Annotated in this window: 17 protein-coding genes; 5 read left to right on the top strand and 12 right to left on the bottom strand. The window is 71.8% G+C overall.

What is annotated here, in order from left to right:
- Positions 1-8: 8 nt before the first annotated feature.
- Positions 9-1,466 carry a GH1 family beta-glucosidase gene (locus tag ACWGPE_RS12590; protein WP_231428944.1) on the top strand — a complete coding sequence of 486 codons (1,458 nt, stop codon included), beginning with the start codon at positions 9-11 and terminating at the stop codon, positions 1,464-1,466.
- A 119-nt stretch (positions 1,467-1,585) separates the two neighbouring features.
- Positions 1,586-2,629: a LacI family DNA-binding transcriptional regulator gene (locus ACWGPE_RS12595; RefSeq protein ID WP_231428945.1), complete on the top strand. Its 1,044-nt coding sequence runs from the start codon at positions 1,586-1,588 to the stop codon at positions 2,627-2,629.
- 22 nt (positions 2,630-2,651) lie between these two features.
- On the opposite strand, the gene ACWGPE_RS12600 is transcribed toward ACWGPE_RS12595, so the two are convergent.
- The 6 genes from ACWGPE_RS12600 to ACWGPE_RS12625 form a co-directional block, all read right to left on the bottom strand.
- Positions 2,652-4,034, bottom strand: coding sequence for a HupE/UreJ family protein (locus ACWGPE_RS12600; protein WP_231428946.1), 1,383 nt, complete (start codon positions 4,032-4,034; stop codon positions 2,652-2,654).
- A gap of 28 nt (positions 4,035-4,062) precedes the next feature.
- Positions 4,063-8,478, bottom strand: coding sequence for a LamG-like jellyroll fold domain-containing protein (locus ACWGPE_RS12605; RefSeq protein WP_452048812.1), 4,416 nt, complete (start codon positions 8,476-8,478; stop codon positions 4,063-4,065).
- A gap of 232 nt (positions 8,479-8,710) precedes the next feature.
- Positions 8,711-9,433 carry a GntR family transcriptional regulator gene (locus ACWGPE_RS12610; protein ID WP_376929859.1) on the bottom strand — a complete coding sequence of 241 codons (723 nt, stop codon included), beginning with the start codon at positions 9,431-9,433 and terminating at the stop codon, positions 8,711-8,713.
- Positions 9,430-10,314: a DNA-methyltransferase gene (locus ACWGPE_RS12615; RefSeq protein WP_231428949.1), complete on the bottom strand. Its 885-nt coding sequence runs from the start codon at positions 10,312-10,314 to the stop codon at positions 9,430-9,432. Before ACWGPE_RS12615 ends, ACWGPE_RS12610 begins: the two co-directional genes overlap by 4 nt.
- A 54-nt stretch (positions 10,315-10,368) precedes the next feature.
- Entirely contained in the window at positions 10,369-12,102 is a 1,734-nt protein-coding gene (locus ACWGPE_RS12620) for an amidohydrolase (protein WP_452048813.1), read from the bottom strand.
- Positions 12,103-12,520: 418 nt separating this feature from the next.
- Complete coding sequence (locus tag ACWGPE_RS12625) at positions 12,521-13,972, bottom strand: APC family permease (protein WP_231428951.1); 1,452 nt, start codon at positions 13,970-13,972, stop codon at positions 12,521-12,523.
- A gap of 96 nt (positions 13,973-14,068) precedes the next feature.
- Here ACWGPE_RS12625 and ACWGPE_RS12630 point away from each other — a divergent pair, with 96 nt between their 5' ends.
- Positions 14,069-14,680 carry a TetR/AcrR family transcriptional regulator gene (locus tag ACWGPE_RS12630; RefSeq protein WP_231428952.1) on the top strand — a complete coding sequence of 204 codons (612 nt, stop codon included), beginning with the start codon at positions 14,069-14,071 and terminating at the stop codon, positions 14,678-14,680.
- 79 nt (positions 14,681-14,759) lie between these two features.
- On the opposite strand, the gene ACWGPE_RS12635 is transcribed toward ACWGPE_RS12630, so the two are convergent.
- The 4 genes from ACWGPE_RS12635 to ACWGPE_RS12650 form a co-directional block, all read right to left on the bottom strand.
- The gene (locus ACWGPE_RS12635) at positions 14,760-15,086 is read right to left on the bottom strand and encodes a hypothetical protein (protein ID WP_275506077.1); all 327 of its coding nucleotides are present in this window, start codon (positions 15,084-15,086) and stop codon (positions 14,760-14,762) included.
- Positions 15,087-15,154: 68 nt separating this feature from the next.
- Entirely contained in the window at positions 15,155-16,204 is a 1,050-nt protein-coding gene (locus ACWGPE_RS12640; RefSeq protein ID WP_275506076.1) for a lipoate--protein ligase family protein, read from the bottom strand.
- 233 nt (positions 16,205-16,437) lie between these two features.
- The gene (locus ACWGPE_RS12645; RefSeq protein ID WP_452048814.1) at positions 16,438-17,010 is read right to left on the bottom strand and encodes a hypothetical protein; all 573 of its coding nucleotides are present in this window, start codon (positions 17,008-17,010) and stop codon (positions 16,438-16,440) included.
- Complete coding sequence (locus ACWGPE_RS12650; RefSeq protein ID WP_452048815.1) at positions 17,007-17,687, bottom strand: TetR family transcriptional regulator; 681 nt, start codon at positions 17,685-17,687, stop codon at positions 17,007-17,009. The genes ACWGPE_RS12645 and ACWGPE_RS12650 overlap by 4 nt, the downstream gene beginning before the upstream one ends.
- 96 nt (positions 17,688-17,783) lie before the next feature.
- On the opposite strand from ACWGPE_RS12650, the gene ACWGPE_RS12655 reads away from it, so the two are divergent.
- Positions 17,784-18,428, top strand: a complete 645-nt coding sequence (locus tag ACWGPE_RS12655) for a histidine phosphatase family protein (protein WP_452048816.1) — start codon at positions 17,784-17,786, stop codon at positions 18,426-18,428.
- Between the two features lie 123 nt (positions 18,429-18,551).
- On the opposite strand, the gene ACWGPE_RS12660 is transcribed toward ACWGPE_RS12655, so the two are convergent.
- Positions 18,552-20,279 (bottom strand): beta-N-acetylhexosaminidase, encoded by a 1,728-nt coding sequence (locus tag ACWGPE_RS12660; protein WP_275506072.1) that lies wholly within the window; start codon positions 20,277-20,279, stop codon positions 18,552-18,554.
- 138 nt (positions 20,280-20,417) lie between these two features.
- Positions 20,418-21,263, bottom strand: coding sequence for an alpha/beta fold hydrolase (locus tag ACWGPE_RS12665; RefSeq protein ID WP_231428957.1), 846 nt, complete (start codon positions 21,261-21,263; stop codon positions 20,418-20,420).
- Positions 21,264-21,414: 151 nt separating this feature from the next.
- Here ACWGPE_RS12665 and ACWGPE_RS12670 point away from each other — a divergent pair, with 151 nt between their 5' ends.
- Positions 21,415-25,221, top strand: a complete 3,807-nt coding sequence (locus tag ACWGPE_RS12670) for an NPCBM/NEW2 domain-containing protein (RefSeq protein ID WP_452048817.1) — start codon at positions 21,415-21,417, stop codon at positions 25,219-25,221.
- Positions 25,222-25,285 lie beyond the last annotated feature (64 nt).

Below are 25,285 nucleotides of genomic sequence, written 5' to 3' on the forward strand. Positions count from 1 at the left end.
ACCTGTCCATGACCGACACGTCGACGGCCCCGGCGCGCGCGTTCCCCGAGACCTTCCTGTTCGGTGCGGCGACCGCCGCCTACCAGATCGAGGGCGCCGCGTTCGAAGACGGCCGCACCGCCTCGATCTGGGACGCGTTCTGCCGGGTGCCCGGCGCGGTGATCGGCGGCGACCACGGCGACGTCGCGTGCGACCACTACCACCGCATGCCGCAGGATGTCGCGCTCATGCGCGAGCTCGGACTGCAGACGTACCGCTTCTCGGCGTCGTGGTCGCGGGTGCGCCCCGACGGCGGCCCCGTGAACCCCGCGGGCGTCGACTTCTACTCGAGACTGGTCGACGAGCTGCTCGGCGCCGGCATCAAGCCATGGCTCACGCTCTACCACTGGGACCTGCCGCAGGCGCTCCAGGAGCGCGGCGGCTGGACGGTGCGCGAGACGAGCGACCGGTTCACCGAGTACGCGCTCTCGCTGCACGACGTGCTCGGCGACCGGGTGACCGCGTGGACCACGCTCAACGAGCCGTGGTGCGCCTCGTTCCTCTCGTACACCGGCGGCGAGCACGCGCCGGGGCATCAGAGCATCGCCGAGGGCCTGCTCGCCGCGCATCACCTGCTGCTCGGCCACGGTCAGGTGGTGCGCGAGCTGCGGAGTCGCGACGCCGGGCTCGACCTCGGCATCACCCTCAACCACACGGTCGCCGACCCCGCCGACCCGAGCGATCCACGCGACCTCGACGCGGTGCGCCGGCTCGACGGGCAGTTCAACCGATGGTTCCTCGACCCGCTGTTCCGGGCGAGCTACCCGGCCGACATCGTCGCCGACATCCGCGAGGCGGATGCCGCGGCCGTCGACCGGTTCGAGGCGGCCGTGCGCGACGGCGACCTCGAGCTGATCTCGACGCCGATCGACGCGCTCGGCGTCAACTACTACCACGGAGACCTCGTCTCGGCGACGCCGCCGGCTCCGGCCGACACCCCGGTGCCGAGCGCCCCCGGCAACCCGCGCCCGACCCGCAGCCCGTACCCGGTCGCTCGCGACCTCTACAACGTCGAGCGCGGCCTGCCGCGCACGGCGCAGAACTGGGAGGTGCAGCCCGAGGGGCTCACCCGACTGCTGCGCCGCATCTGGGAGGAATACGCGGCCGCGGCCGGGGTCGAGCTCTACGTCACCGAGAACGGCGCGGCGTACGACGATGTCGTGTCGACCTCCGGCGGCGCCGCCGTCGTCGACGACGCCGACCGCGAGTCGTTCGTGCTCGCGCACCTCGCGGCGATCCTCGACGCGATCGAGCAGGGGGTGCCGGTCAACGGGTACTTCTACTGGTCGCTGCTCGACAACTTCGAGTGGGCGTGGGGGTATGCGAAGCGCTTCGGCATCGTGCGGGTCGACTACGACACCCAGGAACGCACGGTCAAGCGCAGCGGGCACGCGTACGCCCGCGTCATCCGCGACCGGGCGCTGTGATGGCCGGTCGGCCGAGCGGGCGCGCGGCGCCGCATCGAGACCACGCACCCGCCGGTCGAGGAGCGCGCAGCGCGTATCGAGACCGCGGGCCGCGGCGCCACGCGACCTAGACTGACGACATGGCGAAGGATGCCTCGGGGGGTGCCCCCACGCTCGAGATGGTCGCACGCGTCGCGGGAGTGTCGCGGGCGACGGTGAGCCGCGTCGTCAACGGCTCGCCGAAGGTGAGCCCCGAGGTCGCCGCAGCGGTCAACGACGCGGTCAAGCGCCTGCGCTACGTGCCGAACCGGGCGGCCCGCTCGCTCGCCAGCCGCTCGTCGAACGCGATCGCGCTCGTCGTGCCCGAAGACGTCACGACGTTCTTCGGCGACCCGTACTTCGCCGAGATCGTCAAGGGCATCATGAGCCGCATCGACGACAGCGACTACGTGCTCAACCTGCTCGTCGCCTCGAGCGATCCGCGGCACAAGACGCGTGCCTACCTCGAGTCGGGCGTCGTCGACGGCGCCCTCGTGATCTCGCACCACACGGGCGACGAGATCGTGCTCGCCGATTCGACGGTGCCGCTCGTCTTCGGCGGCCGCCCGGTCGACGGGCTCGTCGAGGGCGCGACCTACGTCGACGTCGACAACGAGGCGGCGGCCGAGGTCGGCACGCGCCACCTCATCGATCTCGGCCGGCGTCGCATCGGGTCGATCACCGGTCCACTCGACATGCGCGCGGGCGTCGACCGGCTCGACGGGTACCGTGCGGCGGTCAGCGCGGCCGGGCTGCCCGACGACCTCGTCGAGTCGGGCGACTTCACCGCCGAGGGCGCCGCGGCCGCGACCCGTCGGCTGCTCGACCGGGTCGGCGCTTCCGCACGCGGGAGCGACGGCCCCGGCATCGACGCGTTGTTCGTCGCGAGCGACCTGATGGCGAGCGGCGCCCTCGCCGTGCTCGCCGAGCGCGGCCTGCGCGTGCCCGACGACGTGGCCGTGGTCGGCTTCGACGACAGTCCCGTCGCGACCCGCACCGCCGTGCCGCTGACGACCGTCGCCCAGCCGTCGGAAGAGCAGGGCCGCACGATGGCGGAGCTGCTCATCCGCCTCATCTCGGGCGACGACGACGTGCCGAAGCAGACGATCCTGCCGACGCGCCTCGTGGTGCGCGAGTCGGCGTAGGCCCCGGCGCCCTCGGCACCGGTCAGGCCCCGGCGAGCAGCCGCTCGACGAACCAGAAGAGCCCGACCGCGGCGACCCCGAGCTCGATCCAGAGCGGCGAGCCCGGCAGCCGGCGACGCAGCAGCACGATGAGCGGGAACGTCACGGCGATGAGCACGAGCTGGGTCAGTTCGATGCCCACGTTGAACACGAGCAGAGCGCCGAGCAGGCCCCACGAGAACGGCTCGTCGATGCCGAGCGCACCCGCGAAGCCGACGCCGTGCACGAGCCCGAAGACGAAGACCACCGCGACCCGCACCCAGTCATCGCGCGAGAACCCGCGGGGCGGCGCGAGCACCGTCGGCAGCACCGTCACGGCCGTGCGCTCGCGGAGGGCGAGGCCCCGGCGCGGGCCGGAGCCCGAGGCGCCGCCCGGGTTCGGGGTGGCGCCCGGCCGGGCTCCTGCGGCCGCAGCGACCTCCCCGGTGCTCGCTGCGTTCCCGCGCCGTCTCAGCAGGCCGTCCAGACCTCCCCGGCTGCGTCGCGACGCCCAGACGCTCCAGAGCGCGACGGCGGCGATCGAGAACGCGATGACCGGCTCGACGAACGCGGGCGGCACGCTCACGAGCCCGAGCGCGGCGGCGATGAACGTCATCGAGTGCGCCACCGTGAATGCCGTCGCGACCACGACGATGTCGCGCAGGCGCCTCGCACCGACGATGAGGGCGATCAGGAACAGCAGGTGGTCGGGTCCGAAGAGCAGGTGCTCGGCGCCGAGGATCAGGAACTCGCCCATCCGCGAGCCCCAGTCCTGCGTCGTCGTCATCGTCGGGCTCGTGTCGGTGTCGAGGTTCGCGACACCGGCTCCCGAGCCGAGGTCGTAGCTGACGATCGTGGTCGTCCTGCCGCCCGGTGCCGTTCCCGGGAACAGCTCGGTGCCGATCCGGTAGACGGCGGCGGCCGCGCCGACCTCAGACCGGCAGTCGGCGTCGATCACGAGCCGGGCGTGCGGCACGCCGTCGCGGATCGTGATCGCGAACGGTTCGACGAGGGTGTTCGGGCAGGCCGCCCCAGCCGAGTCATCCCCCTCGACCGCGACCGAGTACCGCGGCAGGACGTACCCGAGCACCGTGTCGGAGTGGCGCTCGAGCACCTCGGTCGTGAGCTTCAGGGGATCGCGGCCCGACGCCTGCACGTCGGCGTACGCGTCGGCCTCGAACCCGGCGTCGTCCATCGCCCGCGCGCCGTCGGTCGCGAGCAGCACGTACTCGATCTCGAGCACGGTCCGCACGAGGCCGGGCTCGGGTTCGGTGACGTCGGCGAAGACGGTCGCGGCGTAGCTGTGCGCGGCCGCCGGGTCGGCCGGGGCGAGCACGGCCGACGCGAGTGCCCCGACCGCGGCGACCGCGCAGAGGAGCGCACGCACGAGGCGCGCGCTCCCCCTGCGGCGTGGTTCAGGCCGCACCGAGGTCCGCCCAGGCCGGGTGCTTCGCGGTGCCGGGCGCCTCGCCGCGGGTCCACCACTTGGCGCGATAGAGGCGCCCCTCGTGCTCGACGGTCTCGCCGCCGGTGTAGACCCACGACGCGGTCCAGGCCCGCACGATGCCCTTCACGGTGCTCACCTCGACCCCCTGCTCGGCCCAGGCGCCGTTCACCTTGCCGTTCTTCGCGGTCGCCCCGGGCGTCGCCCCCTTGGTCCACCACTGCGCGACGAACACGCGGCCGTCATGGAGCACCCGGTCGCCGGCGACGTACGCGCGGTCGGCGCGCCAGGTCGGCAGCTCTGCGATCGCGACATCCTTCGAGGTCGCCGTGCCGTCGGCGCTGTCCGGGCGGCTCGCCGTCACGGTCACCGCGATCTCGGCGCCGTTGAGCGATCCGTCGACCTGCAGCTGCGCGCCGGTCTCTCCCGCGAGCTCCTCACCGTCCGCCGTCCAGCGGTAGGCGAAGGCGAGGCCCTCGGCGTCCCACTCGCCCGGCTTCGCGAAGAGGATGCCGCCGACCTCGGCGGTTCCCGAGACGCTCGGCTGCACGGTGGCGACCGGCGCGGGCTCCTCGACGGTGACGTCGAACTCGGCCGCGGTGTCGTTGCCGGCGGCGTCGACCGCGAGGTACCGCAACGTGTACGCACCGGCGGCCGGGGGCACGATCGTGCCCGGCTCGAGCGGCACGTCCTCGCCGATGGGCCCCGACGCCGTGATCGTGAGCTCGACCGAGCCCGAGTCGTCGCCCGCGAGGCCGGCGGGCACCGTGTACTCGGTGCCGACCGTCGCGGTCGCGGCGGGCGCGGGGTCGACCTCGACGAGCGGCGGCGTCGTGTCGTTGCTCGTCAGGGCGTGCGCGGCGAGGCGCTCGACCGATGCGGCCGCGAGCGGCTCGCCGAAGATCTTCGCCGTCGAGATGGTGCCCTCGAAGGGGTACTCGACCGTGCCCGACGACGAGATGTCTCCGCCGACGACGAACGACCGTGCTGCGCCCGTCGGGTTCTGCACCTTGCCGCCGCCGGTCGCGGTGGCCGTGCCGGCCTCGCGGCCGTCGACGAACACGCGCAGTGCTCCCGACGCGGCGTCGTACGTCGCCGCGATGTGCGACCACTGCCCGGCGGTGACGGCGTTCTCGGCACGGGCGACGACGTACTTGCCGCCGACGCGCACCCACAGCTCGGGCGAGACCTTGCCCGGCTGCGTGCCGGGCAGCATCTCGAGGGCCTGCCCCGCACTCTGCGTGTTCGAGATCATGTCGCGCTCGGTCGTGATCGCGGGCACCTTGACGACCGACTCGATCGTGAAGCCGTCCTCGGTCTCGGCGTAGTCGCCGTCGGACCATGCGATGCGCGAGCCCTGGGCGGAGCTGCCGGTGAACGTCGCGACCTCGGTGCCGAGTGCGGCGTCGACCGCGATCGGCGCGTTGCCGGCGGTGATGGCGTGCGCCCGCGGCGACCGGTCGACGGGCTTGCCGCCGACGTAGTCGAGATCGAGCAGGTCGGCCGCGGGGAGCGGCTCGAGGAGCCGGGCCAGCTCGGCCGATCCGTTCGCCGCGGTCACGGTGAACGAAGCCTGCGACTGGCGGGCGGCCGCGTCGGTGACGACGTAGGCGAGCGTGTGCGCGCCCGCCACGCTCGGCGTGAACGTGTACCGGCCGTCGTCGGTGCGCGCCACCTCGACGACACCCCCCGTCGGGTCGGTCACCTCGACGGCGACCTTCACCCGGCCCGAGTTGTCGACCGCCTGCGGCGCCGGGGCGATGTAGGGCCGACCGACGACCGCGGAGGCACCGGGCGCCGGCCGCTCGGCCTCGACCTGCGGCGGCGTGGCGTCGATGAGCTTGAGCTCGCGGTTCGCGACGCGGTAGACGTTCTTGTCGCTCAGCGGCGTGCTGTAGATCTCGACGCCGGCGATGCGGCCGTCGAGCGTCGCGTCGTCGAGGGTGCCGCTCGCGTTCGCGTCGCCGCCGATCGCCATGTAGCGCGCCGCGGTGTTGCTCGGCTTGACCGGGAACGAGACGTCCTCCGTGGTCACCGCCCTGATGCCGTTCACGTAGAGGCGGGCGTCGGTGCCGTCGTACCAGCCGGTCACGTGGTACCAGGTGCCGTACTCCAGCTCGACCGACGGACGAGGGCTCGAATACCAGAATCCGAGCTCGTACGTCGTGGCCGACGCCGTTCGCACCGCCTCGAGGCCGACGCCGCCGCCCTGCATGCCGCCGAACACGTCGACGTATCCGCCGACGGGCTTGTCGATCGCGTCGAGCTTGAACGTCGCGTCGATCGTGAAGCCGTCCTGCAGCTTCGCGTAGTCGGCGTCGCTCCAGGGCGCGGTCTTGAACGCGGTGGCCGCGTCCTGCTCACCGACCGCGACCTGTGCGCCGAGGTCGGCGTCGTCCGCGACTCGGGCAGCGCCGCCTGCGGTGAGGTTCCACGCCTTCGGCGAGGCATCCGCGGCCTTGCCGTCGGCGAAGCCGACATCGAGGAGATCGGCGGTCGGCACCTGCTCGCGCAGGTCGTCGAAGGTGAGCATCTCGGGGTCGAACGGCGGCTCGACCGGGCCGGTCGAGCCGGTCGTCGTGAACCGCGCCGTGAGCGCCGTACCCTCCTTGCCCCACGCGTTGATCGGGGTGACCCGCACCTCGTACTGTCGCGACGGGCGCAGGTTCCACACCTCGTGGTTGCGGCTCGTCGGCATCGGCAGGTTGTAGAACCCCGACCACTGCAGGAAGGTGTTCACGGTCTGCCCGGTCGCGACGTCGACCGTCGTGTAGCGGTACTTGTGCACGATGTCCTGCACGGTGTTCGGAGCGGGCACGGCCTGCGGGAACGCGACCATCGCCTTGTCCTCGCCGATGCCGTCGACCGTCACCGCGGAGCCCGCCTTCCACTCGGGCGCCTTCGAGAGGCTCGCGCGGTGGGTGTTGTTGAGCGGGAAGCGCTCGTCGTACGTCTTCGTCGTGTCGACCGAGTCGGCGACGTCCCACGTCCACGTCTGGTCGATCCACTGATCGGCGAGCAGGTCGTAGTTCCTGATCGTGACCTTCGAGCCGGTGATCTCGACGACCGCCGTCTGGCGGTTGTTGCCCGCGTCGTCGGGCGTCGTGTCGTTCGATCGGCTCGTCGGGCTCGTGCCCACGACGCCCGACTCGAACTCGTAGTACGCGAGCGGCGGTGCATTGACGGTCGTGAAGCCCTTGTCGGCCTTGTCGCCGGCACGGTTCTCCTGGCCCTGCCAGACCGACGTCGGGATGTTCTGCGGCGTGTGGATGTGCCCGCCCCAGACGACCGCCTGCGGGAAGTCGTCGAAGACCGACTGCAGGGTGTTGCCGCAACCGCTCGAGAGGCCCGTGCCGTACCACTCGTTCGAGACGTAGTGCGTGCACTGCAGCGGGTGGTGCACGAGCACCATGACGGGCTTCGTCGGGTCCTCGGCCGTGGCGGCCGCGAGTCGCTGCTGCAGCCACGAGGCGGCGTAGGCGTAATTGCCCGAGCTCGCCGACGACGGCTTGCCCGTGACGGGGTCGAGCGTGCCGGCACCCGGCGAGACGGTGATGAAGTGGTAGCCGTCGATCGTGTAGTCGGCGTTCGGCTTCTGGCCGCCGGTGGCCTGGGTGAACAGGTCGTACGACGAGATCGCGCTGACGTCGTGGTTGCCGAGCGAGGCGACGAGGTCGATGCCGAGGCCGGCCTTCGAGTCGATCGTCGACTTCAGCCCGGCGTACTCGCTCGCGGTCGCGGTATTCGTCAGGTCGCCCACGAAGAGGGCGGTGCCGACGTTCTCGGCGGCCCAGAAGTCGTACGCCTCGGCGAGCTCGCTCCAGTTGTTGTGGATGTCGCCGATCGCCGCGAAGCGGATGTCGGGCTCGCCGGCGGCGGTCGCAGGGGCTTCGACGACCGACTCGGTCGACGACGGCCCGGATGCCTCGGCGGAGGGCTCCTCGGACGCCGGCGCACCGGCCGGGGCCCGGGTCGCATCTCCGCCGACCGTGACGGTGCGCGTCTCCTCGGTGATGCCGCCCTCGGCATCGGTGACGGTGAAGGCGACCGTGTACTCGCCCGCGACGGCGGGCACGAAGCGGTAGGCGCCGTCGTCGCCCGGGCTCACGGCGGCCACGACGCCGTCGGGGCTCGTGACCGAGACGACGAGGTCGCCGGCCGCACCGGCCCCGCCGGTGAAGACGACGGTGTCGCCGACGACGGCGTCGGTCGGGCCGGTGATGGCGACGGGCGCGTCGGCCGCGCCCGATGCGGTGGCGGCCGACTCGGCGTCGCCGTTCGACGGCGCGACGGCCGATGCGGTGGTGGCGGGCGCGGCCTGCGCCTGGGCAGGCGCGGCGGCGATGCCGGTGAGGAGCAGTGTCGCGGCGGCGACGGAGGTGACCACGAGGGCCGACCGACGCCGGGATCGGCGGGGAACGGCGGAATCGGACGGGGGGACGGCGGGCTGCGACACGATATGTCCTTCGAGTGACCTGGGCCGGAACGGTGCCACGAAACCGAGCCGAGGTGGCCGCCGGGTGAACGTGAGGGGACCGCGCGGCGGCGGATTCGCGAGCGGGGCCGGATTCGTCGGCCCGCTGCGCACAGTGGGTGCGCGGCCCGGTCGTGGCCGGGTCTCAGCCGGCGTCGGGCAACTCGGCCGTGCCGGCGGCCTGCGCCTCGAACGAGATGGTGTGCGGCAGGTACCGGTCTTCGCCGCACTCGACGGGGCGCGCGTTCGCGGCGTACGTCTCGCGCCGCACCTGCAGCATCGGGCTCGAGCGTCGGACCCCGAGCAGCCGTGCGTCCTCGCTCGATGCGGCGACGGCCTCGATGCGGTGGTTGCCGTGCGTGATGACGATGCCGGCGTCGGCGAGCCGTCGCGTGGTCGAGTGCGCATCGTCGGGCATGCGTGCGACGTGCGGCATCACCCACGGCGCCCAGGTCGAGCGCTCGACCATGACGTCGCGCCCCTCGAGCGTGCGCACGCGGATCATGTGCAGCACCTCGTCGCCCGTGCCGATGCCGAGCAGCCGCGCCTCGCGCGGAGTCGCGCGTCGGACCTCCCTCGCGACGACCCGACCGCCCGACGCGCGGCCCTGGGCCTCGGCCCACTGGGTGAACGAGCGCATGCGGTCGAACCCCTGGGTCTTCGCCGCCTGCACGAACCAGCCCGCGCCGCGGCGCGACTCGACGAGGCCCTGGCGCGCGAGCGCGGCGAGCGCGCTTCGCACGACGCTGCGCGAGGAACCCTGCGCCGCGGCGAGCTCGAGCTCGCTCGGCAGCCGAGTGCCTGCCGGCAGCTCGCCCGACACGATCCGGCGACGCAGGTCGCCGATGAGGTCGACCGACCCGGTCACTCGAAGACGACCCCCGCCACCTCGGCGAACCGTCCGCGCATGACGGCGATCGCATCGGGGTGTTCGTCGACGAGCACGAACCGGCGGCCGAGGGTCGCGGCGACGGCGCCGGTCGTGCCGGACCCCGCGAAGAAGTCGAGCACCCAGTCGCCCTCGCGGGTCGAGGCCTGCACGATGCGCCGCAGGATGCCCTCGGGCTTCTGCGTCGGGTACCCGGTCTTCTCTCGCCCGGTCGGCGAGACGATCGTGTGCCACCAGACGTCGGTCGGCAGCTTGCCGAGCTCGGCCTTCTCGGGGGTCACGAGGCCCGGCGCCATGTACGGTTCGCGGTCGACCGCGGTCGAGTCGAACCAGTAGCGCTCGGGGTTCTTCACGTACACGAGGATCGTGTCGTGCTTCGTCGGCCAGCGCCGCTTGGACTTCGCGCCGTAGTCGTACGCCCAGATCAACTCGTTGAGGAAGCACTCGCGCCCGAACAGCGCGTCGAGCAGCACCTTCGCGTAGTGCGCCTCGCGGTAGTCGAGGTGCAGGTAGAGCGTGCCGTCGTCGGCGAGCAGGCGCCACGCCTCGACGAGTCGCGGTTCGAGGAACGCCCAGTAGTCGTCGAAGCGGTCGTCGTAGCGCAGCAGGTCTCCGCGGATGCGCTCGTAGCGCTTGCCCGCGAACCCGGTGATCGTGTTGACGGTGTTCGCCGCGCCCGGCTCGGGCTCCGAGTCATCCGCCTCGACCTGCCGCACGTGACGCAGCGACTGGCGCGCCTGCACCCGGCCGGTGTTGAACGGCGGGTCGAGGTAGATGAGCGTGAACCGGCCGTCGGGCAGGGTGGGCAGCACCGCGAGGTTGTCCGCATGGATGATGCGGTCGGGTTCGTCGGAGGCCACGGGCTCCAGTCTGCCAGTCGACCGCTCCGCCGGTTGCGGTAGCGCCCGCCGAAGTCAGCCGGCGTGCTCGTGCGCGTGCGCGTCGGCGATCTCGCGGCCCGCGGCGGGGTCGGATGCCGCGGCCGAACCGACGACGTCGGCGACGGCGCCGCGCGAGTGCACGACCTGCCCGCCCACCAGCGTCACCTCGGCGTGCTCGGCGAGGAGGCCCGCTGGGTCGTGCTCGTGCGCGTAGAGGTCGCCCGACCACACGACGAGGTCGGCGTCCATGCCCACCGCGAGTCGCCCGCGCGACCCCTCGAGATGCCAGGCCCGCGCACCGTGCACCGTGTAGGCCTCGAGCGAGCGGTCGAAGCCGACCCGCTCCCCCGCGGTCCAGGCGTCGGTGCCGTCGAGCGCCGCGCGGGTCGCGGCCGAGAAGACGCCGACGAGCGGGTCCATCTCGCCGACCTGCCAGTCGCTCGAGAAGGCGACGGTCGCGCCCGAGTCGAGGAGGCTCCTGGAGCGCCAGGCACGGCTCCAGCGCTCTTCGCCGACGTTCTCCATCCACGTGCCGGCGACGAGGTCGGGCGAGCAGTGCCGCGGCTGCATCGCCGCGGTGACGCCCAGCTCCGCGAAGCGCGGCAGGTCGTCGGGGTGCAGGCACTCGACGTGCACGACGCCGTGGCGCCGGTCGACCGTGCCGTTCACCCGTTGCGCGTGCTCGATCGCGTCGAGCGCCAGCCGGATGCCCGCGTCGCCCGTCGCGTGCGTGTGGGTCTGCAGGCCCAGCCGGTCGAGTTCGGTGACGACGTCGACGAGCTCGCGCCCGCCGTTGCCGGCGTAGCTCGGGCGTCCGCGCCGGCCGGGCCGGTTCGCGTAGTCGTCGAGCATGAGCGCGGTGTGCGGCTCGATCACGTCGTCGGAGTAGAGCTTGATGGGCCCGAGGCGCAGCAGGCCCGCGTCATCCGGGTTCTCGGCCGCGTTCGCGATCGTGTCGCGGAGCGTGCGCCGGAACTCGCCGTCGGCTCCGACGGGGTGGAAGAGCGCGGCGATCACTCGGGAGCTCAGCACGCCCTCGGCGAGCGCACGCTCGAAGAGCGGAAGCTCGGCGAGCGGCACCTGCGGCTCGACGACGGTCGTGATGCCGAGCGCGGTCGCCATGCGCATGCTCGACCGCAGCTTGCGGTACCGGCGTTCGGGCGAGTACATCGGGATGTCGCGCTGCAGTGCCGCGAGTCCCGCGACGGTCATCGCGCTCGTGTAGAAGTCGGTGACCCATCCGGTCGCCGTGCCGTCGGCGTCGCGCTCGGCGCGGCCCCAGGCGATCTCGCCGCCGTCGGCGAGGCCGAGCACCTCGAGCGCGCGGCGGTCGAGCCACACCGAGTGCTGGTCGTAGGTCGTCACGAAGATCGGCCGGCCGTGCGGGTCGAGGCCGGCCAGGTCGCGCGCGTTCGGCCGGCGGTTCTCGACGACGGCGTACACGGCGTTCTCGGCGCAGATCCACGGCAGCTCGGGGCGGGCGGCCGCGAAGCCGGCGATGCGCCGGCGCACCTCGTCGAGGGTGTGCGCCCCTTCGAGCGAGACCGCATCGTCGTCGAAGCCGAGCAGCAGGTGATTGTGGCTGTCGATCACGCCGGGCGTGACGAGCCGGCCGTCGGCCTCGACCGTGCGCCGCGCGGCGGGCGCCTCGGCCGCGGGGCCGACGTAGGCGATGCGGTCGCCCGTGACGCCGATCGCCTCGGCCCAGGGCCGCGCGGGGTCGAAGGTGCGCACGCGTGCGCCGGTGATGAGGAGGTCGAGGGTCATGGTGCTGGGCTTTCTGCGGTGTGCGGTGGAGCGGTGTGCGGTGGAGCGGTGATGCGGTGATGCGGTGATGCGGTGGCCGATGACATGGGGCAGCCACCAGCCACGGTTCGCCGGACTCCGGGGGCGTTCGGTCCGCCGGAGCTGTGGATTTGTGGACATGTGCGCATCGATCGTGTGGATGTGTGGAATTGTCGACGCGCACGCTGTGGACATGTGGACGTGTGGACGCCCTGCGAGAAGCGTCCCCGGCCGGTGCGTTCGCTCCTCGGACGGTGTGGTCGTGTGGGCACGTGGACTCGTCCCGTGTGGTCATGCGGTCATGTGGTCGCGCTCCCGGCCGAGACATCCCCGACCCGGGCGACGGGATCGCGGAGCCGACGCGGCCGGCCGCCGTGATCCCGTCGGACCGTGGGGATCCTCAGGCGAGGTCGTCGTCCTCGTCGGCGTCGAGCAGGTGTGCCGCGCCGGGGTTCGTGCGCAGGTACAGCGCGTAGTAGAGGAACCCGGCGACGATGATCCCCGCCGCGATGCCGAGGCTCAGCCACTGCGCGGGGTCGAGGATCCCGATCACGAAGATCGTCGCGATCGCGGCGAGGGCGACGATCGGCGCGATCGGCCAGAGCGGCATGCGGAAGTACGCCGACATCGACGCCCCGGCGGCGGCCTCGCGGTTCGTCTGCCGGCGCACGACGAGCGCGGCGAGGGCGATGAAGCCGTAGCTGAACGCGAGCGTCGATCCGGTGGCGTTGAGCAGCACGTCGAAGGGCACGAAGCATGCCGCGAGGGCGAGCACGCCCATGACGATCGTGGCGACGACCGGCATCTTCGTCGTCGGCGACACCTTCGCGAGCGGGCGGGCGAGCCCGGCCGGCATCGCCTGGTCGCGGGCAGCGGCGAAGAGCAGGCGGCCCGACTGCAGGGCGATCGCGATGATCGCGTTCACGATCGCGAGTGCGATCGCCACGAGCACGACGATCGTGACGGCATCGCCGGCGCTCTCGGCGAGGAACGTCTCGACCGGCAGCGCCGCGCCGAAGAGGTCCTCGAGCGAGTCGGCACCGAGCAGGATCGCGGTCAGCGGGATGAGCTCGGCGAGCACGGTGATGAGCGCGCTCCAGAGCACGGCGCGGGCGATGGTGCGGCGGGCGTTGCGGGTCTCCTCGGCGAAGTAGATCGCGCCGCCGTAGCCGTTGTACGAGAAGATGCCCTGCGTGATCGCCAGCACGAGCCCGGCGATGCCGAGCGGAGCGAGTCCGCCCGTCGCGGGGTCGAGCACCTGCGGGTCGAAGAGCGCGGTGATCGGGCGCTCGACGTTGATGAGCCCCAGCACCGCGAGCAGCACGAGCGCGGCCATCTCGACGAAGAGGAAGGCACCCGTCACCCACGCGTTCGTGCGAATGTTGAAGCACGCCGTCACGGTCGCGAGCACGATCACGATGAGCGCCGTCCACAACGGGTCGAGCCCCGCGATCGCGACGCCGAGGTAGTCGGCGACGCCGAGCGCGAAGATCGCCACGATGAGCGGCAGCGTGATGAGGTTGATGAAGAACACGGCCGCGCCCGCTGCCGGCCCGAGCACGCGGTTCACGAGCGAGTAGTCGCCGCCGGCGATGGGATGCCGCGACCCGAGCTCGGCGTAGCACAGCGCGACGAGCAGGCTGATGACGCCGGCGAGGGCGAAGCCCCAGAAGACGCCGGTGCCGTAGGTGGCGAGCGCGGCGCCGCCGAGGATGAACACGCTCGAGGCGGGCGAGATGCCCGAGAGGGTGATGAGCACGTTGCCGCCGACGCCGAGCGAACGCGACAGCTGCGCGCCGTGCGTCGTCGTCGCGGCCGTGTCGAGGGCGGGCGCTGGAGTGGGTGATGACATGGGGGTCTCGCTTCGTCGGGGGAACCAAGGCATTATTTGACTCAAGTGTCAAAGAATGCACCGAGCATGACAGGCCGATCGGTTAGTGTCAAGAACATGGCCCGACCCCGCAACCAGCACGCCCGGCGCGCGGCCCTCATCGAGGCGACGTATGCCGCGGGGCGCATGCACGGGCTGCGGTCGCTGTCGCTGACGGATGTCGCGGCCCAGGCCGGCCTCACGCGGGGCGCGATCCTCTACTACTACGAAGACCTCGACGCACTGCTCGTCGAGGCCCATGCTGCCGGTGTGGAGCGGTTCTGCGACGATCGCGATGCCGTCGTCGACCGCCTCGACGACCCCCGTGCGCAGCTCGCCGCCGCCATCGACGGCGGTCTGCCGAGCGGGCCCGATGACGCGCTCATGAGCCTGCTCTACGAGTTCGACGTGCTCGCCGGCAACTCGCCGCTGCACGACGAGCTCGTGCAGAAGCTCTACCTGCGCCAGCTCGAGACGTACCGTCGCATCCTGGCCGCGGGGCGCACGGCCGGCGTCTTCACGCCGAACCTCGACGACGACCGGCTCGCGATGACGTTCGTCGCCCTCGAAGACGCGTACGGCCTGCACATCGTCGGCGGCAACGCGCTCATGACGGTCGAGACCGCGGCCGCGGCGATGCGGGCGGTCGCGGCGGAACTCGGCTGCCCGACCACCCCGTCGGCCGAGTAGGCGCGCAGCACCGTATCGAGGCCGGGCCGCTCGACCCGGTGGCCTCGATCCGCTTCGCCACTCGACCGACCGACCGTCCTCAGACGTCGAGACGGATCGAGCCCTTGAAGCGATCGGACCGCGCCGGAGGCGCGCCCGCGGCATCCCCCTCGTCGTCGGCGAAGGCGATGCCCTTGTCACCGTCGGGGGTCGGCGCCGGCGTGGGCAGGCGGTTCTGCCGGTCCATCTCGACCTGCGCCTCGTACTTGCGCGGCGCGAACACCTCGTCGCCGATCATCATGACGGCGCTGCCCGAGGGCTTGCCCTTCTTGGTCTTGTCGGAGAGGTCGATCCAGCCGAGCCGCACGGCGACGACGATGACGGCGAGCGCGCCGAGCGCGATCGCGAGCCAGATCCACCAATCCACCCGGCGATTCTAGCGGGGTGACCCTGAGCCTTCCTCGCGAGCCGTCGCTCAGCCGCGACGCGCGGCCGTCAGGGCACCCGGTAGAGCCACTCGCGCGTCGCGAACTTCGTCTCGACGAGCTCCTCGGCCTCGGCCAGCTCGTCGGCGGTCACGCTGCCCGGCGTCGCCCCGTTGAGCGCGACGAACGTCTGCTTGAGGCTCTCGATGATGGCGCCGCGGCTGAGCCCCGTCTGCGAGCGCAGCGGGTCGACGCGCTTCGCCGCCGAGGCGATGCCCTTGTCGCTGATCTTCTCGCGGCCGATGCGGAGGACCTCGAGCATCTTCTCGTTGTCGAGGTCGTACGCCATCGTGACGTGGTGCAGCACTCCCCCGTTGCCGAGGCGCTTCTGCGCGGCGCCGCCGATCTTGCCGAGCGGGCTCGTGATGTCGTTGAGCGGCTGGTACGTCGCCTCGATCCCGAGGGCGCGCAGGCCCTGCAGCACCCAGTCGTCGAGGTAGGCGTACGACTCGGCGAAGCTCATGCCCTGCACGAGCTCTGCAGGCACGTAGAGCGAGTAGGTGACGACGTTGCCCTGCTCCATCATCATCGCGCCGCCGCCCGAGATGCGGCGCACGACGTCGAAGCCGTAGCGCTCGGCGCCCTCGGGGTCGACCTCGTTCCTCACCGACTGGAACGAGCCGATGACGACGGCCGATTCGTCCCACTCCCAGATGCGCAGGGTCGGCTTGCGGCGGCCCTCGCCGACGCGGGTGGCGAGCACCTCGTCGAGCGCGAGGTGCAGGCGCGGCGGCACGGCGGGGTCGTGCACGACCTCCCAGTCGTAGTCGGCCCAGCTCGTCGCCTCGGTGAGCGCGCGGCGCACGGCGACCGCGACGGCGTCGGCCGAGAAGCCCAGCATGACGGCGTCCTTGCGGAGGCGCGCGCCGATCGCGGCCGAGATCTGCTTCGCGTCGGAAGCCGCGGGCAGGCCCTCGAGCGCGGCGTTGATGTCGTCGAGCGCTTCGTCGGGTTCGAGGAAGAAGTCGCCGGCGACCCGCGGGTTGCGGATCGCGCCGCTCACCACGTCGAAGTCGACGATCACGAGCTTGCCGCCGGGCACCTTGTATTCACCGTGCATGCGGTACAGCCTACGGATGGGTTCCGTCGGTCGAGTAGCGCGGGAGCGTCACGGGCTCGGACGCGCCGCGTCAGGCCGACCGCCGGGTGCACTCGCGGGAAGGCGGCCACAAATCCACAAATCCACTCGATCGGTGTCCACAAATCCACAAGTGCACACCCGGTACGGACCGCATGGCCCGCCGGTGCCGCCCCGGCGTCGCCGGCCTGAGCGGGCTGCCACGCTCGGCGCCGTCATCCCCGAGTCGCCTCGGCCGACGCTTGCTCGAGGAAGAGGGCATCATCGGCGAGTGCCCGCGTTGCCGTGCGCCGCCAGCCGTAGGCGACGCTCGCCCCGGTCACGATTGCGCCGTCGATGGCGAACGCCGCTGCCGACGCGGCGATGCTCATGCTCGTTCCCGCGATCCACCCGACGACGGCACCGACCAATGCGCCGAGCAGTGCGAACGCGACGAGATGCACGCGGAACGACTCGACGCGCCGGAACGCGAGACCGAGCACCCATGCCGACGGACCGCCGATCAGAACCAGGGTGCCGATCGACCACGGAAGTGCGTAGAAGGCGCTCATCAGGATGCCGAGGAACGCCCAGCTCACCGCGTTCGCCATCGACTCGAACGGGTTCGGCGACCACAGCGCCATGACGATGAGCATGACCGGATAGCTCAGCGGGAACATCCACTGGAAGGTCCACCACGCCCACCCGGCCCCGCGCACGAACTCGCCCCATGTGAACGCCATCGGCGCCTCAGGCGTGCGCACCCGAGCGCCGTAGCGACCCGCCACACCGGGCGCCGGCGCGGTCATGCGCGCACCTCCGCGATGAGCTCGACGAGTTCGCGCAGCGGCCGGCGCAGCAGCGGCAGCTTCACGAGTGGGAGGGCGAGCGCGAGCAGCTTCAGTCCGCGGTCGAGCAGGCGCAGCGTGCGCTCCCGGCCGGGCGACGTGTCGTAGACCCAGAACATCGCGAGCAGCAGGTAGCCGAGCCAGAACACCTCGGGCAGTGAACGGGCGAGGTCGTCGGGCAACGAGTGCTTGGCGCCGGCGACCGCCTCGGTGAAGAGGCCGACCGCGAGCTGGCGCGCCTCGGTCGAGTCCTCGGCGAGCGGGTTGATCGGCGACTTCGGCGAGACCGCCGCGCTGAGGAAGCCGGGCGCGAAGGCGTGGAACGGCTCGAGCGTCGCGAGCCCCGTGCGGTAGACGACACCCAGCCGCTCGACGAGATCGGTGTGCTCTGCCAACAGCGGCTCGGCCACCGCGCGGTGCTCGCGCTGCACCTCGACGTAGAGCTCCTGCACGAGGTGGTTCTTGGTCGGGAAGTAGTAGTACGCGTTGCCGAGCGAGACCCCGGCCTCCTGCGCGATCAGCCGCAACGTCGTGTCGTCGAATCCCCGCGCGCGGAACGAGGCCACCGCGGTGTCGCGGATGAGTGCCCGCGTGCGTTCGGCCTTGGTGCGAGGCATCCGCTCGCCATTTTCGAACATGTTCAAAAGATAGCGCAGATGGCCGAAGAAGTCACGTGGTCTCGATACGGCGCTGCGCGCCTACTCGACCGACGGGACCCTGCGTACGCTGGCGACATGACGACGTTCTTCCTGGCGCGGCACGGCGAGACCGTCTGGCACGCCGAACACCGCTACGCGGGCAACTCGGATGTCGCGCTCACGCGCCACGGCCTCGGCCAGGCCGCGGCGCTCGGCGCGTGGGCGGTCGACGCCCGGCTCGATGCGATCATCGCCTCGCCGCTCAGCCGCGCGCAGCGCTCGGCCGCGCCCGCCGGCGAGACGACCGGCCTGCCGGTGCGCACCGACGCCCGGCTCGTCGAGATCGACTTCGGCGCCGCCGAGGGACTCACGCCCGACGAGCTCACCGAGCGGTACCCGGCCGAGTGGGCGGCGTTCTGCGAGGCGCCCGCGTCGAACCCGTTCCCGGGCGGCGAGACCGGCCGCGCCGGCATCGCCCGGGCGCTGCCCGTGTTCGACGAGCTCGCAGCCGAGTTCCCCGACGGCCGGGTGCTCATCGTCGCGCACGCGACCCTCATCCGGCTGCTGTTCTGCGAGCTCGCGGGCATGGACCCCGACGGCTACCGCGACCTGCTGCCCGTGCTCGGCAACTGCAACGTGACGACGATCGTCTACCCCTGGGCGACGGAGTCGCGCGCGGCGCACCATCCCCGCATCCGACTGCTGGGCTACGACGTGCCGCCCTGGCACGCGGGCATGTAGCCGCGGCGGTCGGCGGCGCTTCGAGGCGCTCGCCTCGCTCCCTCCTCGGCCCGCGACGGGCCGGAACTCGAACGAGGCGCCACCGGGTGAGTCCCGGCGGCGCCTCGTGCGGGGCGACGACCCCTACTCCTCCCAGGGCACGTCGGGCGCCTTGTAGTAGCCGATGCCCATCTCGTCCCAGCGGTGGGCCTGCTGCCCGATGCGGCGTTCGAAGTCGTCGAACGAGCGCACCTCGGGCGCCGACCAGCCGACCTCGGCGATCGCCGGCATGCGCGGGAAGCTCACGAAGTCGGCGTACTGCGACACGGGGATGAACTGGTCGAGCGACGTCGGCAGCTTCGTCGAGCCGTAGTAGGCGCGGTCGGCCCAGAGCGCCGCCTCGACGCCCTCGATCTGCTCCTCGGTCGCGAGCGAGACGCTGCCGTCGGTGCTCGAGGTCACCGAGATCGGGTCCCAGTCGTACGAGCGCTCGAGGTCGACGAGGCCGGCCCAGCTGAGCCCGTAGGGCACGCTCGCGTCGTACTTCATGTCGAGGTACGAGCGGTCGGCGGGCGAGGCGACGACCGTCGCGCCCTGCGCGAGCGCGTTGCGGAGCTCCCGCACGTCGGGGCGCTCGTTCGGCGTGCCGATCGAGGCCTGGTCGCCGGCGTCGGCCCACCACTGCATGATGGAGCCCTCGGGCAGCGGCGAGGCGCCGATCTGGTGCCAGCCCATGACCCGCTTGCCCTGCTCGGCGAGCACCTCGGCGGAGGTCTCGACGTACCAGTCCATCTGCTCCTGCGTGGTCGACGGCACCTCGTCGCCGCCGATGTGCACGATGTCGGAGGAGCTCTGCTGCGCGGCCTCGGTGAACACGTCCTGCAGGTAGGCGCGCACCTCTTCGCGGCGTTCGGGCGTCAGGCAGATCGTGGGCAGGCCGACGTCGAAGCCGGAGTACGGCGCGACCGCCTTGCCGTCGCAGTTGATCTCGGGGATCGACGCCTTGGCCGCCATCGCGTGGCTCGGCCCGTCGATCTCGGGCACGACCTCGATGAAGTGGTCGGCGGCGTACTTCACGATCTCCTGGTAGTCGGCCTTGGTGTAGAACCAGGGCCCGCCGGTGCCGGGCTTCCATCCGCTCTGCGTCGATGCGCCGACCTGCGTGAGCTCGGGGCGCGCATCGACGGTGAGGCGCCAGCCCTGGTCGTCGGTGAGGTGCAGGTGGAGCGCGTTGTACTTGTAGAGCGCCATGTGGTCGATGAAGCGCTTCACGTCGTCGACGGGGTAGAACCGCCGACCGACGTCGAGCATGGCGCCGCGGTAGTCGTAGCGGGGCGCATCGCTGATGTCGACCGACGGGATCGCCCAGGCGACATCGGATGCCTCGGCCGATTCGACCTCGGGCGGCAGCAACTGCCGGAGCGTGGTCGCGCCGCGGAACAGCCCCTCGGCGGTGTGCGCCTCGAGCGACACGTGCGTTCCCTCGGCCTGGATCGTGTAGCCCTCGTCGCCGAGGGCGGCGTCGCCGCGAGTCGAGAGCTCGATCGTCGCGCCCCGGGATGCGCCCGCGGCTCGCTGGCCGACGGGGACCGCGTAGCCCGTGGCATCCCTCAGCAGTTCCGCGAAGCCCTCACCGACCGACGCCGCGCCGTCGTCGAGCGGGTGCACCTTGATGACGGTGCCGGCGCCGAGTTCGACGGGATCCGCGCCCGTCGCGGCGACGTGCGACGGTTGTGGAACGAGGGCGAGGTCGGCGAGCGGGTCGGCGCCGGCAGCGGAGTCGGCGGCATTCGCCGGCAGGGGCGCGGCGACGAAGGCGAGCGCACCCACCGCGACAGTGGCGGCGAGTGCGGCGCGGGGCGATCTGGACATCGGTGTCCTCCTCGAGCTCGGTGGTAGGGCGTCTCGGGTTCTCTCCGAAAGCTAGCCAGCGCTGATCGAGTCTGTCAATAGTCCGATGTTTTCGGTCAGAAACAATCACCAGGGGTGATCATTCGCTCATTTTTGCGATCAGTCGACCGCGTACCGCTCGTCGAGCCAACGCACGAGGTCGCCGAAGACCTCGGCCCGGTTGGTCTCGTTGAAGGGCTCGTGCCGCGCACCCTCGTACACGATGAGCTCGACGTCGCGCAGGCCCGACCGCTCGACGTACGCCTCGGCGAGGCGACGCACGCTGCGCTCGCCGCCGACGGCGCACTCGGTGCCGCTCATGATGAGCAGCGGCAGCTCGGGCGGGAGGCCGCGCGCGGGCCGGCCGAGCAGCCTGAGCGTGTCGGGCAGTCCGAACAGCTTCGGCAACGGCACCTCGGTCGCGTACGGGTCGGCCATGAACGCCCGGGCCACCTCGGGGTCGCGGCTGAGCCACTCCATCGGTGTCGGCCCGGTGTGCCCGAAGCGCCTGTTGCTCGGCGAGTGGAGGTCGAACAGCGTGCGGTAGGCGGTACCGGTGAGCACGAAGCCGTCGTACCGCTCGGGGTGCCGGTTCATGATGATCTGCCCGAGGAACGACCCCCAGGACTGCCCGAGGTAGACGAGCGGCAGGTCGGATGTCTCGTGCTCGCGGATCACGCCGGTGAACTGCTCGACCGCATCGATCGCCGCACGCAGGCCGCCCGGGCCGAGCCGCCCCATGCGGGTGAGGTCGCCGCCGTGCTGCACGTAGCCGGTCTGCCCGTGCCCGCGGTGGTCGTCGGCCCAGACCGAGTAGCCCGCCGCGTTCAGCACCCCGACGAGCTCGCCGTACCTGCCGATGTGCTCGCCCACGCCGTGCGCGAGCTGGACGACGGCGGTCGCATCGGGCACCCGCCACGATTCGTAGTGGATGGCGACCCCGTGCGCATCGATGAAGCTCGGCATGCCGAACATCATCGCAGGCGGCGCGCCGACCGCCGGGCGGCCGATCGTCCCGAACGAGCGCGACCCCTTGACGGGGGTGATTCCAAAGTGCTCTTATATGAACGTTTGGTGGCGGTAAACGTCACAATCCATCACTTTGAGATTGCGAGCAATGATGCAGCAACCGTGTACCCGGCCCGTCGGGCCGCCGCGTCGCTTCACCGCACTCGGCCTCGCCGCCCTCGTCGCGATGACGGGCCTCGGCTCGTTCGCGCTCGCGGCCGGCTCGACACCGAGCGTTGCCGAGGCCGCCTCGAGCGAGCCGACGCCGATCACGCCGAAGAAGGTGAACCCCGAGGTGCCCGTCGACGACACGGGCACCACGCTCGGTGCGATCACCGGCGTCGAGCAGGACGGCGCGACCGTCACCCTCGAGGCCGAGCACGGCGCGCTCAGGGCGACCTTCCTCGACGAGCGCACCCTGCGCCTCGAGGCCACCCCGACCGGCGAGTTCACCGACCCCGCGAACACCCCGCAGGGCGACCCCGCCCGCACGGCGAACATCGTCGTCGGCGAGGACGACTTCGACGAGGCATCCGTGACCGTCACCGAGGGCGACACGATCACCATCGCGACCGCGAAGGCGACCCTCGAGATCGACCGCGCCACCGGGCGCACCGCGCTCGAGCGCGCCGACGGCTCGACCGTCTGGTCCGAGTCCGAGCCCCTCACCTTCGGGCGCAGCTCGACGACCCAGCACCTCGAGGCGGTCGAGGGCGAGCAGTTCCTCGGCGGCGGCATGCAGAACGGCCGGTCGATCCACACGGGTGCGACCATCAACGTCGCCAAGAACTTCGACTGGGACGACGAGGGCTACCCGAACGCGGTGCCGTACTACATGTCGTCGAACGGCTACGGCGTGCTGCGCGACACGTTCGCCGCCGGCAGCTACGACTTCGCGGCGGGCACGACGACGCACGCCGAGCAGCGGTTCGACGCGTTCTACTTCGTGGGCGACTACGAGGACGCGCTCGACGGCTACACGAAGCTCACCGGCCGGCCGATCATGCCCCCGGTGTACGCCCTCGAGTACGGCGACGCCGACTGCTACAACCGCTCGAGCCCGACCTACTCGGGTTCGAAGGACCCGGCGAAGCTGAAGACCCCGCAGGCGCTCGAGATCGCGAAGGACTTCGTCGAGCACGACATGCCCGGCGGCTGGATGCTCGTCAACGACGGCTACGGCTGCGAGTACCAGGAGCTGCCCGAGACGGTCGACGCCATCGAGGCCGAGACCGGCCTCAGGACCGGCCTCTGGACCCAGCGCTCGCTCACGCAGCAGGAGTACGAGGTCGGCGAGGCCGGCATCCGCCTGCGCAAGCTCGACGTCGCCTGGGTCGGGTCGGGCTACCGGCTCGCGCTCACCGGCTGCGAGGCCGCGCACGACGGCATCGAGCAGTACTCCGACGCCCGCGGCACCTCGCTCATGGTCGAGGGCTGGGCGGGCGCGCAGCGCTGCGGCATGCAGTGGACGGGCGACCACTCGGGCAACCTCGACGCCGTTCGCTGGCAGGTCTCGGCGCTCACGGGCGCCGGCAACTCGGGCCTGCCCTTCACGACCGGCGACGTCGACGGCATCTTCGGCGGCTCCGCCGAGAGCTACGTGCGCGACCTGCAGTGGAAGGCGTTCGCGCCCGCGCTCTACTCGATGAGCGGCTGGGCCTCGGTCGACAAGCGGCCGTGGCTCTACGGCGAGCAGGCGACGGCGATCAACCGCTCGTACCTGCAGCTTCGCCAGCAGCTCATGCCGTACATCTACACGCTCGCGGCCGAGTCGCACCGGAGCGGCCTGCCGATGATGCGGTCGCTCGCGCTCGAGTACCCGAAGGACCCGGGCGCCTACAGCGTCGAGGCCAACAACGAGTTCCTGCTCGGCAGCGACTACCTCGTCGCACCCGTCTTCACGAAGACGACCGTGCGCAACGGCATCTACCTGCCCGAGGGCGAGCAGTGGGTCGACTACTGGACGGGCAAGCTCTACGAGGGCGGCCAGGTGATCAACGGCCACCCGGCACCCCTCGACAAGCTGCCGATCTTCGTGCGCGCCGGCGCGCTCGTGCCGCAGGGCGTCGTCGCCCGCAACGCCTCGTTCGTGCCCGAGGACTCGCCGATCACCCTGTCGGTGTACCCGCAGGACGAGAGCGAGTTCGCGCTCTACGAGGACGACAAGGTGACCCGCGGCTACGCCGACGGCGAGTCGAGCACCCAGGAGTTCACGGTCGACGCGCCGGAGCCCGGCAAGAAGGGCACCGTCACGATCGGCATCGGCGAGCGCGAGGGCGACTACGACGGCAAGGCCGGCGCCCGCCCCTACGTGATCGAGGCGCACACGGGCTCCGCGCCCCAGAACGTCGCGGTCGACGGCACCGGCCTGAAGAAGGCCGCGTCGCTCGAGGCGCTCGAGGCCGCGGCATCCGGCTGGTTCTACGACGCCGCCGACGCCGGCGGGGTCGTGACCGTGAAGCTCGCGCCGATCGCCTCCGGCGAGCGCGCCGAGGTCGTGCTGGCCGCGACGAGCGCGGTCGGCGGGCGCGACGCGGATGCCTCGGCGGCATCGGTCTCGGTCGACCTGGCCGATCGCGTGTTCCAGGGCGACGAGACCACGGTGACGGCGACGTTCCGCAACACCGGAACCAAGGCGAAGGACGACGTCGTGCTGACGCCGGCCGCGCCCGAGGGCTGGGAGCTCGTCTCCGCGACGGGCGACCGCGCCGGCACCGTGCAGGCGGGCGGCTCGGCGAGCGCCGAGTTCGTGTTCGAGGTGACGGATGCCGCGGCGGCCGACCGCCAGACCGTCGGCGTCGAGGCGGCGTACACGTCGCAGCGTTCGCCGCAGACGGTGTCGGGAGCGAACCAGATCTACGTCGCCTACGGCTCGCTCGCGGGCGCCTACAACGCCGACGCGATCAGCGAGATCGCGACGGCGAAGGCCGCGAACTTCGACGGCGGCGGCGCGAGCTTCTCGGCCGAGGCGCTCGCCCGCGCGGGCGTCACGCCGGGCTCGACGGTCACCGTCGGCACGGGCGACGCGGCGATCGGGTACACGTGGCCGGCGCCCTCGGGTGCGGCCGACTCGGTCTCGCCGGCCGGCCAGACGATCGCGCTCTCGGGCCGGGGCACGCACCTCGCGCTCCTCGCCTCAGCTGCGTCGGGCGGCGGGGTGAACCCCGAGCTCGAGCTGCACTACGCCGACGGCAGCGTGTCGAAGCAGAGCGTGTTCTTCCCGAACTGGCTGCCGCAGGCCTCGGGCCTCGGCGGTGCGAGCGTGGCGATCACCTCGCTCGGGCGCAACAGCGCGACGAACCCGGCCGTCTACGAGTATCCGACGTACAAGTACCAGGTGTACTCGAACGTGCTGCGGCTCAACCCCGCGAAGGAGCTCGCCTACGTCGTGCTGCCGACCGAGTCGCGACTGAAGATCTTCGACTGGAAGGTCGTCGACCAGCCGCTGCCGACGCCCCCGTCGGGCACGGTCTACGCCTCCGACCTGCCGTGGCTGAGCGCCACGAACGGCTGGGGCGTGATCGGCAAGGACGTCGCGAACAAGGACGCGGCGAGCTCGCCCGACGTTCCGCTGGCGATCAACTACACCGACCCGGCGACGGGCGCGAACCCGACGTACGAGAAGGGCCTCGGGGTGCACGCGCTCTCGAAGATCACGTACTACGTCGGCGGGGCGTGCTCGGCCTTCACGGCCGAGGTGGGCCTCGAGGCGCGGTTCGCCGGCAACGTGATCTTCAAGGTCGACGCCGACGGTGAGAACCGCTACCAGTCGCGGACGTTCACGCCCGGGTTCGCGCCCGAGTCGGTCGACGTCGACCTCAGCGGCGTGCAGTACGTCGACCTGATCGTCGAGGCGCCCGGCAGCATCAACGGCGCCCACGGCGTGTGGGGCGACGCGAAGTTCACCTGCGAGTGAGGCCGGTGCGGGCCGCTTCCCCACGGCCCGCCCAACACTGAACGGATGCCTCGGCGAGCGCTGC

The organism is Agromyces sp. NPDC055658, assembly GCF_053618155.1.